This window comes from Luminiphilus sp. nBUS_07 (assembly GCF_051201685.1).
Classification (GTDB): Bacteria; Pseudomonadota; Gammaproteobacteria; order Pseudomonadales; family Halieaceae; genus Luminiphilus.
This window is the reverse complement of record NZ_CP179213.1, coordinates 1,725,936-1,742,226: the sequence shown is the minus strand read 5'-3', so window position 1 is coordinate 1,742,226 and position 16,291 is coordinate 1,725,936. Positions and strand designations below refer to the sequence as shown.

Sequence of the window (16,291 nt, the reverse complement as noted above, 5' to 3'; positions counted from 1 at the left end):
GCGGCACTCCAATTTAAAGAAACATTTTCATGAGCTCGCGGGTGTGTTTCTTGCGACGCTCTGCTACAACATGTTCGGGCTCGATCTCAACTTTTTCATCAGGTGTTACCTTAAACAAAGGCTGACCTTTGCTAATAATGACGCCGTCGCCCTCGATCAGAACCTCATCAACAACCCCTGCAAAGGGCGCGTAAACTTTGTTGAACATTTTCATGACTTCGACAATGTAGACAGGCTCGCCGGCTTCAAAATGATCCCCAGCTTGCACATAAAGCGGCGCATCAGGAGCTTCGCGGCCGTAAAACATGCCGCCACTGACCGCAACAATTTCATTGGATTTTGCGACTGGCGGGGGCGCGAGCACCTTCGCCATTTTGGCTTGATGTGTTTCATCCAACAGGCGATCCGGAATGGCGATGCTAAGGTCTGTATTTACACCCAGCTCATAAAACCCGGTAAACCGCGCCATAGCGGGGAGCAGCTCCAATATTTCCATACCCGCCTGGAAACCACGATGCGCAGCGACAATCGCTGACCATTCGTCGGTACTCTTTCCTTCACATTCCGAGGCGTTGAGCAGCGTGGTTAAATCGTGCCAATTCTCTATCCCCAGCTGTTGACCCAAATCGCGATAAAAATCCTCAGCTTCAGACAAGGTTTTATGGTCATGATCCCAAATGACATGGGCCGCGGCGGCCCCCACCGACCAGTCCATTTTTAAAAAATGATAGGTATCCGATAGGAGATCGATTGGATTTTCCGCCCAGCTAATATGATCACCGTCGCGCTGAAAAGCGCCCCCGTTGACGCTGAGCCAGCCAGACAACAAGTGCGGCGAATCTAAAAGCAGCTTGATTGGGCGCAACAATAGTGACTGTTTGCTTTGCAAGACGTCTTGCAAAGCCGCCTGATGCTCTTGTGAGGCTTCGCCGATTCGTTGCCTGCATAACAACGTCCATGCTGCTTCGATATCAACGCGCTGCGCTTCCTTTGCCAATTCCCCAACCGCCGTAAGGTAAGGCACGATAAATTTCGTGGTGGGACGAGCGTTAATTTCATTCCCCAGAAACCAGTTGACCAAACCATAATGAAAACTAAGGTTGGTGTTGAGATCAGGCCCTCGCATCGTTGTCTGGCGTAGGACCTCAGCCATATTTTGGTAGCAAGAGTTTCGGTTCTCCCCAACCGTTAACAGCAGAGCAATGTTGGAGTCGTACGCCCCTGCTAGGGTGTAATCCATGAACACGTCGGTGTCGGGATTGTGCAGGCTGATTCCCTGATCATCACGAATCTCGCCATCAATAGCGTCTGACCAATGTTGAATTTGACCGCCTGCACTGGGTTGGAGTGCATCGTTTGTTGCGTTGAGTCGTGCTTCTACGCTGTCAGCATATCGGGCGACCCGGATTGGTTTAGGTAGTCGAGGGCCGTGAGCAGCAAGTAAGACCATGGCCTCAACCAGCGAATTGACCACGAAGGCATCGTTGGGATCCTCTGGGTTCTCAAATCGCATGGCATAGCAGAGTTCACTGACCCGGTGTTCAACTTGAATGCGGGTATTCATCTCCATGAAAAAATGCCGATCCCGATCCACGATACACTCAAACGTTGAAACCGAGTCTAGACCAACCGCTGAGCCAAAGAGCGCCGCCTCAGCCTCCATCGTATCGAGGGTTTCAAGATCCTGTCTCAAGACTGCTGTCGCCTCCGTTTGGTGAGCACGCTCAGCGGCCTCCGCAGCTTGAATTAGGCTCTCACGGGTGACTGACACCTCCAACAATTTTTGCTCGTGCATTTGTAGTGAACAGTCTCTGCCGCCCAAAGTGATGCACCAATCGCCATTTCCGATGACCTGAATTTCCTGATGCCGTGTGGTCTCAATATTGAGCTCTACCAAAACGTTTTTATTGTCACCGACCCCGGTAGTTTTCACTTCGGCGAGAATCTCCCGAACCAGCTCTGGGGTTCGTTCTGCCTCACCTAGGGCAACGATTCTTTGACCTTTGCCACCACCTCCGCCTATCGCCTTGAGACGCACTCGATTCTTGGGGTATTGCGCATTGATTTTACGCACCGCATCAGTGAGTGTTTCTGAGAGCTCTTCAACGGTATAAAGGTCAACGCCCTTTTTATAGCCCGCGCTAAGAATGATATCGGCAAGCGTCTCTAGTGCCTCAGTATCAAAGGCTGACGCAGGAACGTTCAGGCCCTCAGCTCCCGCTAACGCTTGCAGAGCTCCTTTGTCGGGATACTTTTTCAACAGCGTGAGCGCCGTGCCATTGTCAATGCCGGGCGTTACTGAGACACCAGCCTTCAGCGCCGTTCTTTTGGCCTCGTCTTTTAAGCCGGCGTCATGAACGGTTCTTGAACAGGGGCCGATAAAGTTGAGCCCAGCATCTTCCATTGCCGCGACCATTGTTTCGTCTTCTGCCATGAAGCCGTAGCCCGCGAACACGGCGTTGTAGTCACCGCTCTTTGCAATTGCAATAATATCAGCGATGCGCTGAAGACGTTCCTCTTTGCTGGCGCCGGTGTAATCCGGGACACGGTGAATACGACTGGAGTCCGTGAGCACTCTGAGCTCAGGAGCAAGGGCTCTCGGATACACAATCGAATCTTTTTCTGACAGCAATATTCCGAAATGGTGAATGCCCATTTCAGAAAAAACGTCAATGGCCTCCTTCCGAATTGGACCTCGGCAAATAATCAGCGGACGCATCCCGCTGCAATCGAAACGCTGAATCCACTCGGAATCACTGTTCCCCAATTGCCGATCTTGGTGAACCAATGGGTTGCTGAGATAGTGTTCGTTAGACACGCTTAAGCTTCCTGTGACCGTTATCAATGGAATTCGCGTTGCACATCTTGCAGCGCCGAGGGTTCGTAATGCCGTAGGCAAAAAGACAAATGATCTGTAAGTACCTGCCTTAGATCTGCGGGCATAACGATCTGCGACACGGAGCCCAGGCTTAATGCCTCTTCAGGGTTCATGATTTCGCGCTCGTAGCGTGACGCTAGCTCAGCTTCTTCGGCACGGGCCCAGGAATCGACCAAATCTTGGGCAGCCGCCTGAGCTTCGTCATCGCTGAGCCCCTGTTGGCTCTGTGCTGTTTTCTCAGCCTCAATACGAGCGGCGGCCTCACCACGAATTTTCCGCAGCTCATCTTTATAAACATACTCCACACCCGCAGGTCCCATAACGGCAACGCGAGTCGTCGGCAAGGCCACGACAAAATCCGCCCCGGTCGGATAGTTGTTGTAGGACGCGTAAGCCCCACCAAAGGCATTACGAACCAGAACCAGAAATCGTGGCGTTCGCAAATCAACAATCGCGTCGAGCATTGCTCGCCCAGCTTGGACAATACCCCGATGCTCCTGTTCACGACCGGGAAGAAAGCCCGTCGTGTCCTCTAAAAACATCACGGGAATGTTGTAGAGGTTGCAAAATCGGATGAATCGCGCGTTTTTGTAGGCGGCATCAATATCAATTTGCCCCGAGGCGACCGCCGAGTTATTGGCCACAAAACCGACCACGTTTCCTGCCATCCGTCCAAATGCGGTAATCGTATTTCGAGCGCGTTCAGCCTGCACCTCAAGGAAGTCACCGTGATCACAAAGCTGTTGGATCAAAATTGTAATGTCGACCGGTGTGTTGAAGCCGGTTGGTGAGTTAAATGCCTTGCGCAAAAGAATATCGATATCAACGGTAGAACGCGCCGCTGGATCAGTTGTGGGTTTGAATTGAGGCGCTGCAGCACTTGAGTCAGGAATGTATTTTAAAATCTCCCGTACCTTTTGCAGTGCCGACACCTCATCGTCCACAACAAAATCGGTGACACCCGTTTGACTGTGTACATTTGGCCCGCCTAACTCTTCGGGGGTGATGTCCTCACCAAGCACAGATTTAACCACCCCAGGTCCGGTCAACCCAAAAAACGTATCCTTAGGTTGAATAAGAAAACTGCCCTGGCGCGGAAGATAGCTGCCTCCCCCGGCGTTGAAACCAAACATACACATAATGCTGGGGACGACCCCACTAACCTTTCTCAAAGCCGTAAACGCATCGGCATAACCATCGAGACCCCCAACCCCAGCAGGAATGTATGCGCCTGCAGAGTCGTTGAGGCCAATTAAGGGGATACCGCGTTTGGCAGCCAACTCAAAAAGCCGGGCCAATTTTTTGCCATTCGTCGCATCCATCGAACCCGCGCGCACGGTGAAATCGTGCCCGTAAATGGCAACATCACGACCATCGATCTGGATGATCGCTGTAACTAGGGAGGCCCCGTCGAGATTTGGTCCCCAATTCTGATAGAGAACTTGTGGCGCAGAGTCTGCCAAATACTGGACCCGCTCCCACACGGTCATTCGATTCTTCAGATGCTGACGCTGAATGCTGCGTTGACCAGCCGCCTCGTAGGGCCGCCTTTGAAGCTCTTTGCCCCGCTCAAGAGTTTGCTCGTAGCGTTCAATGCTGGCGGCTTTAATGGCCTCATTGCGCCGAAGTGGATTGATTAGCGTCGCGTGGGGTATCTCTATGATCCCAACGTCTGTAGGGTTCTCCCGCTTGCCTTTATCGGTCATGGAAATTCTATATCCTGATGGTTTGTTGGCGCGGCTAAGCTACAGTGGGATCCCGCAGGGCACCCGATGTGTGGCGCTCCGAAAGCGCGCGCTCGTAACTTACGTTTAAGAGCAGTATTGTGTCAATTTGTTGGGAAAGGGTCATCAAAATCCTTGAAAATTCGTAGTACACATTGCCATCCAATACCCTATTCGGATGATGTAACCGTCTGGAGTCGTCGTTTTGCCGACTTAGATGGCTTTGCGATGCTCGACAGTCGTAAACGCGACACCGACAGCGGTCGCTACGACATCGTCACTGCACTGCCAGATCGATACTTTGACGTTGCTGATTTCGGCGGCAGTGCCGCCGATTGGATGGGCGCTATCGAAGCAGACCTCGACGCAAGCCCTCCTGGTACCTCACGTATCGCCATTGGCTTTATTGATTTCGAAACAGCCTCCACAGGGGCGCTTGGGGTATTCGGGGAGCCCTTAAAACCAGCTTCTGCCGCAATATACTCTTGGTATGTGCTGCAGGATCATTTCGAGCAGCGCGCCTGGCTTGTCAAAGATCCAAGCCTCACGGCAGAAATTGACGCGGTTCTAACAAAAAGGCTTCAAAGCGACGCTCAAGATGTAAACCTTAAATATGTTATAGAACAGAGGTTTACCCCAGATATCTCGCGCGAAAAATACGAAGAGATGGTGGGCGCAGTAAGGTCCCTAATTGCCGCAGGTGATTGCTATCAGGCCAACATCGCGCAGCGTTTTCAGTGTCGCTATCGCGGATCAGAATATGGCATTTACGAAAAATTAAGGGATGTCGCCCCAGGGGATTACGCTGCCTTTCTCAAGCTGGGAACAGATCACGCGGTGATCTCACAGTCCCCCGAGCGATTTTTAAGCGTCGATGCCGGCTACATCCGCTCCCAGCCCATCAAAGGCACCCGCCCCCGCTTCTCGGATCCTGTCCAAGATAAGGCCTCCGCAAACGCCCTGTTGAGCTCCGTTAAAGATCGTGCGGAAAACATAATGATCGTAGATTTGCTCCGTAATGATCTGGGTAAAATCTGCCAAACAGGCACCGTTGAGGTCACGGAACTTTGCGAGCTATACAGCTACGACAATGTCCACCATCTAGTAAGTCGAATCGAGGGCAGACTTAAAACAGAAGTTCGGCCGGGGGCAGCATTAATCGCCGCCTCTCCAGGAGGCTCTATTACTGGTGCGCCCAAGAAGCGTTCAGTAGAGATTATAAAATCGCTCGAAGACAAGCCTAGGGGTGTTTATTGCGGGAGTGTTTTTGCCATGACCGCTGATGGGTGGCTGGAATCAAGTATCGCAATTAGAACCCTAGAGGCTATTGATGGTGTGCTGTACTGCTGGGGCGGTGGTGGAATCACGTGGGACTCAGTACCCGAAGACGAGTACGCGGAGACCTTGGACAAGGTCTCTAGCTTTATGCGCGCTCTGGACTCTTAATAGGTTGGCAGTTCGATGTGACTGTATAACGCTTCTCGTTCGACAGGGGTTGACCTAGAGAGGGCTTCCACCACGATATCCCGTGTTAAGTGCGGAGCTAGGGCTAAGATAAAGTCGTACATGTAGCCGCGCAAAAATGAGCCCTTGCGGAAAGCAAGGCTGGTCACACTACTGGCAAAAAGATGGTCGACGTTGAGTTTAACCAGGTCATTATCGAGAGCTTCATCATGGGCAAGACCCGCAATGATACCGATCCCCAAACCAAGTCTTACGTAGGTCTTGATAACATCTGAATCAACTGCCGTAAAAACAACCCGCGGTACTAGGCCTCGACTTTTAAATGCATCATCAAGCTTTGATCGGCCTGTAAACCCAAAGGTGTAGGTAACTATCGGGTGCTCTGCCACTGCCTCGAGGGTTAAGTGTTCCACCTGTGTCAGCGGATGCCCTTTCGGCACCACAATACAACGATTCCAGCGATAACAAGGCAGGAGCACTAGACTACTAAATTGCTGCAGTGCCTCGGTCGCAATCGCAAAATCCACGCTGCCTTCAGCGGCCATCTCCGCGATTTGGGGTGGAGTGCCCTGCTGCATCTGTAAAGATACATTGGGATAGCCGGTCATGAAGTCTTTGATGATGGGCGGCAATACATAACGCGCCTGGGTGTGCGTGGTTGCTATCGACAGAGTGCCGCTTGTTTCGTCTGAGAATTCCTGCGCTACGCGTTTAATCGCATCTGATTTCCTCAGCATTTCTCCCGCCAGTTCGAGAATGACCTCTCCCGCCGGCGTGATGTGCGTCAGATGTTTGCCACTGCGCGCGAAAATTTCGACGCCGAGTTCATCTTCCAGCAAGCGTATTTGTTTGCTGATGCCCGGCTGAGAGGTAAACAGGCTCTGTGCGGTGGCAGATACATTGAGGTCGTGATGAGCGACCTCCCAGATGTAGCGCAATTGTTGCAGTTTCAAATTATCACCCCGAACTCGGACACGCTTGAAAAGTACCGCCAGTTGGGGCTCGGGGCCAGCGTTTTAGACATAAAATTGGAGTTTTTTATGCATTTTATGCAAAAATTCGCTACGGGGGGTTCGCAACGCCGTGTGGAACGTGGCCTGTGGTGATATGGCCCGCTGCTCGGTCGCAATGCGTTTGCTGATCGTCAAAAAATACGTCCGCTTGGTAGGCCTTCAAAAACTCTGTCTTATCAAGCCCCCCCAGAAAGATTGATTCATCGATACGGATATCCCAAGCTCGAAGCGTGCGAATGACGCGTTCATGGGCAGGCGCTGAGCGCGCGGTCACCAAGGCTGTACGAATGGGCGCTTCATCGACGGGAAAAGCCTGCTGCAATTGTTGCAGCGCGGCCAGAAATTGTTTGAAGGGGCCACCCTGCAAGGGCTCATGGCGCGCGGCCCGCTCGCTGGCAGTAAAAGCCTCCAGCCCATCGCGTTTGTAGACCTGCTCAGCCTCATCAGAGAACAAGACAGCGTCCCCATCGAAGGCAAACCGCAACTGCCGGTTTTCATTATCTGAAGCCTGACCTGAAATCAGCGTGGCAGCTGCTACTTGATTTTCAAGCGCTTTCCGCACGTCATCGGGTTCGGCCGACAAAAAGAGCTGGCAACCAAACGGCACGATATAGCGCCAAGGCGCCTCGCCTCCGCTGAAAACCGCTCGCGTAATAGGCAATTGGTAATGCTCTATCGAGTTAAATACACGCAACCCCGTGTCGGCACTGTTGCGGGACAACAATACGACCTCCACTCTCATAGCGTCGCTAAGATTATCGTTGAGCGCTAATAGTTTACGCACGACACCAAACGCAGTGCCCGGGTTGAGTGGGACTTGCTCGTTGTCGATTTGGTATTGGGAATAAGCCGCCAGCCCCCGCTCCTCAAAAACCTGATGCGCGGTGTCCAGATCGAACAGTGCTCGCGATGAAATCGCGATGACCAAGTTTGCAGGAACAGCCGGAGACGCCAAATTAACCTCCGCTAGCTGATGCCGGGGTTCTTCTTTCCCCGGAAAAATACGCTCGTGACAGCCGAAACACTACGGGTGACAAGAGCAGAAGTCCAACGAGATTCGGAATAGCCATGAACGCATTTAAAGTATCCGCAATGAGCCAGACTATCCCAAGGTTTAAGCCGGCACCGACTGGAATTGCGGCGACCCAGAGAATACGAAAAGGCAAGATGCCTCGGGTGCCCACTAAATAAACAACGCAGCGCTCACCATAAAATGACCATCCGATCATTGTTGTCGTGGCGAACAAAATGACGCCCAACGTCACAACCCACTCACCTCCGGGGAAGCTCTCTGCGAACGCCATTGCCGTGAGAGAAGCCCCTGACTCGCCGGTTTCAAATACCCCGGTAAGCACAATCACCAACCCTGTCATGGTACAGACGATCAAGGTATCGATGAAAGTTCCCAGCATCGCAATCATGCCCTGCTCCACCGGTTCATTGGTCTTTGCTGCAGCGTGGGCAATGGGCGCGCTACCCAACCCCGCCTCATTGGAAAACACACCCCGGGCAACACCAAAGCGAATCGCCGCCCAAACGGTTGCACCTGCGAATCCACCTGCTGCTGATGCGCCATTAAACGCCGAGTTAAAAATCGTTTCAAAAGCTGCAGGCACTTGTTCGATATGCATCGCTATCACAATGATACTCATTAAGACGTACGCGATAGCCATGCTTGGAACAACCGCCCCTGCGATCAGAGCAATGCGTTGTATGCCCCCCAAAATCACGCTGCCCACAACCACCATTAAAACGATACCGGTCGCCTGCCAGGGTATTCCTAAGTTATCCCCCAAGACTTGTGCTACTGAGTTAGATTGCACCGTGTTGGCCAACCCAAAACCCGCCATAGCGCCAAACAGCGCAAAAGCCGTCGCCAGAAATTTATAACGCGGCCCCAGACCGTTTCGAATGTAATACATGGGACCACCGCTGTACCCACCCAAGGCATCACGCTCCCGGTACTCGACGGCTAAAACGCCCTCAGCAAATTTGGTGGCCAGGCCAAAAAGCGCGGTTATCCACATCCAAAACAGAGCCCCCGGACCGCCCAGCGCGATCGCTGTGGCCACACCGGCAATGTTACCGGTGCCTATCGTTGCAGAGAGGGACGTCATTAGCGCGCGAAAAGGTGCGATGTCACCGCTGCCTTGCCCCGCTCCTCCACCAAACAGCAAACGGAATGCGGTAGGAATGCGGCGTAGCGTCATAAAGCCCAGCCCCAAGGTGAGAAAAACCCCGGTCCCCAGTAACAAAATCAGCATGCCGGGACCCCAGGCCACCGCATTGATTTGAGTAATGATCGATTCCAAAGCAGATGCCTCTCGTTATTTGAGCGTCGAAGTGTTGTGATTGACCGCCGCAGCCAATTGCTCACCATGCGGGAATATGCCGTATATACCTCCGGTGTGCACAAATATTATATCTTTCGCACTCGCAAACGCCCCGCGAGCAAGCTCTTCACACAGACCATGAAAAGCTTTGCCGGTGTACACAGGATCGAGAACGATACCTTCCAGGCTCGCGAGGGCTGCTATGCGCTCGTAAACAGGTTCAGTTGCTCGACCGTACCCCGGTCCAATATGAGCATCATTGGTATTAATCTGGGGGTTATCACAAGCTAGCGCGGGCCATATCTCCTGCGCCTCCGCAATGTCTTGATTGACCTTCGTGGTGAAATACTGAGCATCATCACAAACCGCGAAACCCCAAACGGGACACTCGGGCTTAAACAGTGCCATACCTAACGTCAGGCCTGCTTGCGTACCCCCCGACCCTGTCGCGGTGACAACAGTCGCCTCGTCGATGTTTGCCGCGTCCATATTGGCAACCAGCTCTTCCGCCCCAGCGACATATCCCCAAATTCCCAAGCCGTTGCTGCCCCCGGTTGGGATGATCAGTGGTCGTCTTCCCTGACTACGATGATATTCCGCACGGCGTTGCAGGATGCCCTCTAGATCTTCGGTATATTGGCGGGGGTCCACCGCGGTGACCTCTGCGCCAAACAGCTGATCGAGTAAGGTATTGCCCTCGCTGACGGGGTGACGACCTCGTAAAACGAGCTCGCAGTGCCAACCCAACTTCGCACACACATTGGCAGTCGCGCGAGCATGGTTACTCTGCAGGCCACCACAGGTAATAAGCGTGTCCAAATTTTGGGCCTGCGCGAACCCCGCAATAAATTCCAGTTTGCGGACCTTGTTACCCGTTAGCGTCGAACCTGAGAGATCGTCACGTTTTATCCAGAGGCGCTTGCCACAACCCCAAGCAGCACTCGCTCGGGGCAAAAATTCTAGCGGTGTAGGCAGCTGCGCTAGCGTCAACCTCTCAGGGTAATGTAGCGATGCGATGAGAGTTTACTCGGTGCCTACAGACTTGAGCGTGCCTTTCGGCAAAATCGCATTGACGTGCAGTCGCTGAAATTTTAGCTCTAAACCACCAGACACCCCGAGAGTCAGATAGTTTTCGTCAAGTGCCGTAACCTTACCCAGCATGCCCGAAGACATCGCCACCTCGTCGCCCTTTTTAAGGGCAGAGATCATCTCTGTGTGTTCTTTTTGTCGCTTACGTTGTGGCCGAATGGCCAAAAAATAAAACAACGCAAATAAAACGACCAAAAACCCTATCTGCATAATCTCACCACCGGCCGGTGCCGGCCCGCCAGATTGGGCGTAGGCGCTTGATATGAACATGTTTATCTCCTAATGACGATGTCGTTGAATGAAAGAGTGCTGGATGCTGTCGTCATGCTTCAACGTCAGTATCGAAATCTATAATAAGCGGGGCGTGATCGGAAAATCGCTCATCCCTATAAATACTCGCCGACGCTGCCGTGGCCGCCACGCCGGGTGTACACAGCATGTAATCGAGGCGCCAGCCTACGTTCTTGGCCCAAGCCTGGCCGCGATTAGACCACCAGGTGTACTGATCTGGATCCGGGTTAATACGGCGAAACACATCGACCCAGCCGACCTCGTCAAAAACCTGATCCAACCATGCGCGCTCGTGAGGTAAAAATCCTGAATTCTTTCTGTTAGCGCGCCAGTTTTTCAGGTCAATCTCGCGATGACAAATATTCCAGTCGCCGCAAATAACAAATTCTCGCCGCTTGCGCTTTAACGCTTGGAGATGTGGCAAAAACTTTTCCATGAAAATTTCTTTACGGTCCTGAGCCTCATCTCCGCTGGAGCCCGAAGGCACATAAAGCGAGATGACACTTAAGCCCTTGAAATCCACCTGCAAGTAGCGACCTTGAGAGTCCATGGGCTCCCAACCCAATTCTGTCACCAGTTTTTTAGGCTTTACCCGACTAAAAACAGCCGTGCCGCTGTACCCAGGACGCTGCGCGTCATTGTAGGTACAGTGATAGCCCTCTGGCGAGAATACTGCGGGATCGAGTTGGTGGATCTGGGCCTTCGTTTCCTGAATGCATACAACATCGGCATTCTGCTGGGACAACCAGGTAAAAAAACCTTTGCGTTGCGCTGCACGTATGCCGTTTGTATTACAGGTAATGATTCGCATGAGTGCCGCTACTAACTACTCGCTTGGGGACTCTAGAATATCAAAGTCAACATGGAAACGGGGGATTACTCATCCCCAATTGGTGGTTGATTAGTCTAGGGATAAGCCGTCCAGAGCCGCCAACAGGTCCTCGTGATGGCTCTTCGTCTTGAACTTATCAAGCACAGCTTTTAAACGACCATCCTTGCCAACAATAAAGGTGGTTCGGAGTATTCCGTCAAACTCCCTTCCCATAAATTTTTTGGGTCCCCAGGCTCCGTACTTATCAGCAACCCCATGGTCCTCATCCGCAAGAAGTGTGAAGTTGAGACTGTCCCGCTCAGAAAATTTCGCCAAGCGAGTGCTCGAATCCGGACTGATACCCAGAACAACAGTGTTTCGCTTTGACAGCGCGGCGGCACTGTCGCGTAATCCGGCGGCTTGAATCGTACACCCCGGCGTCATGGCCTTAGGGTAGAAATAAACCACCACGTTCTTTTGATCGCGGAAATCTTTCAGCTTAACCTGAACTCCCTCTTGATCCGGCAGAGTGAAGGTTGGAGCTAAATTGCCAACTTTGGGGAATGTCATCGTATAAGCCCTTCTATGGTTAAAAAAATGCGTGACGCTGCCTGTGGATATTCACGAACGCTGCTCAACCACGACCGAGACTGATAACACTGTGGCGCACGGGAAAATCGCCACTGTGGCTATCCTCAATAAATTCCCTGAGCAACTCCCTAACGACGGGAAATGCTAATTCATCCCACCGTATATTGGCAGGTGACACCAGCTCAGTTTCCAAACTCTCTGGACCCACACCGTAACGCCCACCTTCGACACCACATCGGTAAAACATGTAAACCTGATTAATGTGGGGCACATCAAAAATACGATAAAGCGTGGGCTGCGTTGCGACAGCTGCCGCCTCTTCCCATGTCTCTCGGGCGGCACCTTCAGCAGTGGTCTCTCCGTTTTCCATAAACCCAGCGGGCAGAGTCCACAGGCCATAACGCGGCTCAATGGCTCTCTTGCACATAAGAATTTGCCCTTCGTGTTCGGGAATACAACCTACAATAACTTTGGGGTTGTGGTAATGAATGGTGCTGCAACCGGAGCAAATGTCTCGCTCTCTGTCATCGTCTTCGGGAATCCGACGTTCCGTGGGCGCACCACAATCTGGGCAGAATTTCACTGGGAGTCCTTAATCGGTTCGGGTGGCCAACTGGCCGTAGGAGCCGCGACTGAATAACAGCGGAGCCTCGTCTATAGCGTCGAAAGCTACAACTTCACCAATCACAATATGATGATCGCCCGCCTCTATGAGTTGAAAACGCTTGCAGCTGAATCGAGCAACAGCACGCTCTAGCAACGGTACGTTGTATTCGTCGAAAACAAAGTCCTCTTGCACAATGCTGTGATTGTCTTTGCGGGCGTAGCGGCCAGACAGCGCTTGCTGGTCTGCGCATAAAATCGAAATACCAAAATACGGGCAATCGGTGTACTCCCTGAAGCAATCAGAGTCGTTCTGTATATTCCACAACACCAGTGGCGGGTCGAGTGAGAGTGAGCTGAAAGAGTTGGCTGTGAGGGCTAGCGCCCCAGATTGGGCGTCATTTACTGTAATGAGGCACACACCAGTGGTAAATGCTCCTAGGGCATTGCGAAAGTCAGTGCTACTCATGGCCACTCTCCTGCCAAGACTTCTCCCGCTCGCTGTCTTCCGATTTGGCTCGCACCCAAATCACACGCCCATCGCACATATATTCTCTTTTCCAAAATGGTGCCTTAGTTTTTAACGTGTCCATTATAAACTGACAGCCCGCAAAGGCCTCAGAGCGATGGTCCGCAAGCACCCCGACCCAAACGATAGGGTCTTGCTGCTGAATTCGTCCATAGCGATGCACAATGCGCCACCCCCGCAGACCAAACCGGTGGGCAGCGGCCTCCCCCAACTCCTCGAGAACGCGTTCGGTCATGCCGGGGTAATGTTCGAGCTCTAAAGCTTCAATGGCACCCTGTTCGCTAAAATCCCGCAAATACCCTGTGAATGTGACCAAGCCAGCACCAGAGGTGTCGGCAAACAAAATTTCCTGCTGTACCTCTGTCGAAAATGGCGTCGCTTGCACCAAAACACTCATATCAACCGCCGGTCATGGGTGGAAAAAAAGCCACCTCGTCACCGTCTGCCAACACATGGTCCGTATTGACCACTCGTTGATTGAGTGCATGCACCACATTGGGCTGGTACAACGTTTCCCGCCATAACTCACCACCCTTACTGGCTAAGCTCCCCTTGAGGTCCTCAAGGGTTTGTAATTCGGCATGATGCGCCACTTCTAGTTCTTCGCAATCGAGCGCTTCACGGATCAAAGAAAAAAATCGCACCGTCAGCATGTATCACCTCTTTGCCACGTTCCGCTGGCGCCCCCCGCTTTGCTTTCTACCTGAATGTCCTCGATGGTCATCCCACGGTCCACGGCTTTGCACATGTCATAAAGCGTGAGTGCTGCGACAGATACCGCGGTCAGCGCCTCCATCTCAACGCCAGTTTTACCGTTGACTCGGCAGGTCGCCGAAATTTGAACGCCCGGTAGCTCTGGGTCTGGCTCCAAAGCCACTTGGACACTGTTTAGCAACAATAAATGGCACAGGGGTATTAAGTTAGAGCACTGTTTGGCCGCTTGAATGCCAGCGATGCGCGCAACCGCAAAAACATCGCCCTTGGGCAAAGTTCCCTCCAAGATCGAATCAAGTGTGGATGCCTCCATACGGACCTTGCCTGTTGCTGTAGCACAGCGCTCAGTGTCGGGTTTCATGCCCACATTTACCATGCTGGCATGGCCCGCTTCATCAAGGTGGGTGAGTTTAGAATTTGACATGGGTAAAGGATACCACGAGCCGGTTTTGCCACGCAGCCACGACTGGCCCCATATTATTTTGAACTTGGTCAACAAGGGTGACTGTGAAATGATGTTCGGGTGATGGTGAATTCCACTGCACCGCCGTCACGCACACATAGTTAACTCGCTATTTTGGCTAACCCTCCGCCAACCTTCTGTCACGAGACCAAATGATGACTGATTCGTTAAAAACCGACCAAGATGTAAAGGAACATCGATATCGATGGCTGGTTCTCGTGGTGCTCACGATTGTCTACACCTTTAACTTTATCGACCGACAAATTCTTGTCATTTTGCAAGAGCCCATTAAGGCTGAATTGAGTTTATCCGACGCCCAACTGGGACTGCTTACAGGCTTCAGTTTTGCCCTTATCTATGTGTGTGCGGGAATACCCATTGCTTGGCTTGCAGACCGCTCTAATCGCAGAAACATTATTGCGGGCTCCCTAGCCTTGTGGAGTGGCATGACCGCACTGTCAGGAATGGTCGGCAGCTATAGTCAGCTCGTTCTTGCAAGGCTAGGCGTAGGACTGGGAGAGGCCGGAGGGTCGCCACCCGCTCACTCAATGATTAGCGATTATTTCCCCCCCGAAAAGCGTGGAACCGCCCTGTCGTTTTACACCGCAGGAATTTATTTAGGCATTCTTTTTGGTTTTGCAGGGGGAGGCTACATTGCGGAGACATTTGGCTGGCGTAATGCTTTTTTCATCGTGGGCATTCCTGGTCTTTTCTTCGCGTTCATCGTTCTCATTTTAGTTCGCGAGCCGCTGAGGGGTCGCTGGGACCTTGGGCAAACTGTCAAAAAATCCAGCCTCAAAACGACCATGAGCACGCTAAAACAACGGCGGTCCTTTTGGTGGATTGCTTTCGGCTGCTCTATGACCTCGTTCGTAGCCTATGGCAACGGCAACTTCTACCCTTCATATTTAATGAGGAGTCACGGGTTTTCTGTCGCTGAGGTAGGTTTTGCCCTTGGGTTAGTGTCAGGCGTAGCCGGTGCTATAGGCACCTTTATGGGGGGCTTTTTGGCGGATCGATGGGGTCGAAATGACAAGCGCTGGTATGTTTGGATTCCAATTATCGGAAATTGTCTTGCGGTGATTCCGATGGCCTACGCCATACTAAGCGATGATGCCACGCTTCTTTTGTTGGTTCTGTTTCCAGCCAATATTCTTAATTCATTGTATTTAGGACCAAGCATTGCCATGTGCCAGTCATTGGTCTCCCCCGCGATGCGGGCCATGGCCTCAGCGGTTCTCTTTTTCATCTTGAATATGATTGGACTGGGCTTAGGCCCTGTTATCGTCGGGCTTCTCAGTGACAGTTTTGTTGGCATATTCGGAGACAACAATCTGCGCTACGCCATGATGTGCGCGCTGTTGATGGGCCTCAGTGGCACTGCGTGTTTTGTTATGGCCGCGCGACACCTGCTGCCCGATCTTCAAAAACAGTCGGGCTGAGTGTTGCCGGTAGCCGCGGACCAACCGCTATAGGTTTTGGCGCGCGGCACTGAATGCTCAGCAAAGCGTTCAAGCTTCAGACCGATCGTTGGGACTGATCGAACACCCCCCAGCCCTGCGAAAGCTGTTGATGCCTAGCCAACGCCATAGGTAACAGCGTGCCGTGAGGCCGTTTAGAACCAGAAAGAGCCCCACAAGCAGCAGTGCGCTATCTGCCAAGTTCGTGTGCCCGAGCATGAGCACAGCTGCACAAATTCCTAATCCGAGACAGAGCCTGAGCACCCGCTCAAGTCCGCTTATGTTCCTTTGCATTTTGCTTCCCCTCCCGTACTGGTTGTGAAGTACG

At 52.4% G+C, this 16,291-nt stretch carries 17 protein-coding genes; 2 read left to right on the top strand and 15 right to left on the bottom strand.

Annotated features, from left to right (window positions below):
* Positions 1-13: 13 nt before the first annotated feature.
* Positions 14-2,818, bottom strand: coding sequence for a biotin/lipoyl-containing protein (locus ACMAZB_RS07725; protein ID WP_435220043.1), 2,805 nt, complete (start codon positions 2,816-2,818; stop codon positions 14-16).
* 23 nt (positions 2,819-2,841) lie between these two features.
* A complete protein-coding gene (locus tag ACMAZB_RS07720) occupies positions 2,842-4,584 on the bottom strand; it encodes an acyl-CoA carboxylase subunit beta (RefSeq protein ID WP_435220042.1) in 1,743 nt (580 codons plus the stop codon).
* A 153-nt stretch (positions 4,585-4,737) separates the two neighbouring features.
* Here ACMAZB_RS07720 and ACMAZB_RS07715 point away from each other — a divergent pair, with 153 nt between their 5' ends.
* Positions 4,738-6,048: an anthranilate synthase component I family protein gene (locus tag ACMAZB_RS07715; protein WP_435220041.1), complete on the top strand. Its 1,311-nt coding sequence runs from the start codon at positions 4,738-4,740 to the stop codon at positions 6,046-6,048.
* On the opposite strand, the gene cysB is transcribed toward ACMAZB_RS07715, so the two are convergent.
* The 12 genes from cysB to moaC all read right to left on the bottom strand — a co-directional run bounded on the left by cysB (position 6,045) and on the right by moaC (position 14,464).
* Positions 6,045-7,019: an HTH-type transcriptional regulator CysB gene (gene cysB, locus ACMAZB_RS07710; RefSeq protein WP_435220040.1), complete on the bottom strand. Its 975-nt coding sequence runs from the start codon at positions 7,017-7,019 to the stop codon at positions 6,045-6,047. The genes ACMAZB_RS07715 and cysB overlap by 4 nt on opposite strands.
* A gap of 109 nt (positions 7,020-7,128) precedes the next feature.
* Positions 7,129-8,034, bottom strand: coding sequence for a 5'-nucleotidase (locus ACMAZB_RS07705; protein ID WP_435220039.1), 906 nt, complete (start codon positions 8,032-8,034; stop codon positions 7,129-7,131).
* A gap of 1 nt (position 8,035) precedes the next feature.
* A complete protein-coding gene (locus ACMAZB_RS07700; protein ID WP_435215859.1) occupies positions 8,036-9,391 on the bottom strand; it encodes an alanine/glycine:cation symporter family protein in 1,356 nt (451 codons plus the stop codon).
* A gap of 15 nt (positions 9,392-9,406) precedes the next feature.
* Positions 9,407-10,366 (bottom strand): D-cysteine desulfhydrase family protein, encoded by a 960-nt coding sequence (locus ACMAZB_RS07695; RefSeq protein ID WP_435220038.1) that lies wholly within the window; start codon positions 10,364-10,366, stop codon positions 9,407-9,409.
* Positions 10,367-10,435: 69 nt separating this feature from the next.
* Positions 10,436-10,771, bottom strand: a complete 336-nt coding sequence (gene yajC, locus ACMAZB_RS07690; protein ID WP_435215855.1) for a preprotein translocase subunit YajC — start codon at positions 10,769-10,771, stop codon at positions 10,436-10,438.
* Between the two features lie 52 nt (positions 10,772-10,823).
* On the bottom strand, positions 10,824-11,603 hold the full coding sequence (locus tag ACMAZB_RS07685; RefSeq protein WP_435220037.1) for an exodeoxyribonuclease III: 780 nt from the start codon (positions 11,601-11,603) through the stop codon (positions 10,824-10,826).
* A gap of 90 nt (positions 11,604-11,693) precedes the next feature.
* Positions 11,694-12,173 (bottom strand): thioredoxin-dependent thiol peroxidase, encoded by a 480-nt coding sequence (bcp, locus tag ACMAZB_RS07680; RefSeq protein ID WP_435215851.1) that lies wholly within the window; start codon positions 12,171-12,173, stop codon positions 11,694-11,696.
* A gap of 64 nt (positions 12,174-12,237) precedes the next feature.
* On the bottom strand, positions 12,238-12,777 hold the full coding sequence (locus ACMAZB_RS07675; RefSeq protein ID WP_435220036.1) for an NUDIX hydrolase: 540 nt from the start codon (positions 12,775-12,777) through the stop codon (positions 12,238-12,240).
* Positions 12,778-12,786: 9 nt separating this feature from the next.
* Entirely contained in the window at positions 12,787-13,266 is a 480-nt protein-coding gene (locus ACMAZB_RS07670; protein WP_435220035.1) for a flavin reductase family protein, read from the bottom strand.
* Entirely contained in the window at positions 13,259-13,723 is a 465-nt protein-coding gene (locus ACMAZB_RS07665; protein ID WP_435220034.1) for a molybdenum cofactor biosynthesis protein MoaE, read from the bottom strand. Before ACMAZB_RS07665 ends, ACMAZB_RS07670 begins: the two co-directional genes overlap by 8 nt.
* Position 13,724: 1 nt before the next feature.
* A complete protein-coding gene (locus ACMAZB_RS07660) occupies positions 13,725-13,979 on the bottom strand; it encodes a MoaD/ThiS family protein (protein WP_435220033.1) in 255 nt (84 codons plus the stop codon).
* The gene (gene moaC / locus ACMAZB_RS07655) at positions 13,973-14,464 is read right to left on the bottom strand and encodes a cyclic pyranopterin monophosphate synthase MoaC (RefSeq protein ID WP_435215841.1); all 492 of its coding nucleotides are present in this window, start codon (positions 14,462-14,464) and stop codon (positions 13,973-13,975) included. Before moaC ends, ACMAZB_RS07660 begins: the two co-directional genes overlap by 7 nt.
* Before the next feature lie 194 nt (positions 14,465-14,658).
* Here moaC and ACMAZB_RS07650 point away from each other — a divergent pair, with 194 nt between their 5' ends.
* Positions 14,659-15,945 carry a spinster family MFS transporter gene (locus ACMAZB_RS07650; protein ID WP_435220032.1) on the top strand — a complete coding sequence of 429 codons (1,287 nt, stop codon included), beginning with the start codon at positions 14,659-14,661 and terminating at the stop codon, positions 15,943-15,945.
* Positions 15,946-16,014: 69 nt separating this feature from the next.
* Here ACMAZB_RS07650 and ACMAZB_RS07645 read toward each other — a convergent pair whose 3' ends face one another.
* Positions 16,015-16,257, bottom strand: coding sequence for a YgaP-like transmembrane domain (locus ACMAZB_RS07645; RefSeq protein WP_435220031.1), 243 nt, complete (start codon positions 16,255-16,257; stop codon positions 16,015-16,017).
* Between the last annotated feature and the right edge of the window lie 34 nt (positions 16,258-16,291).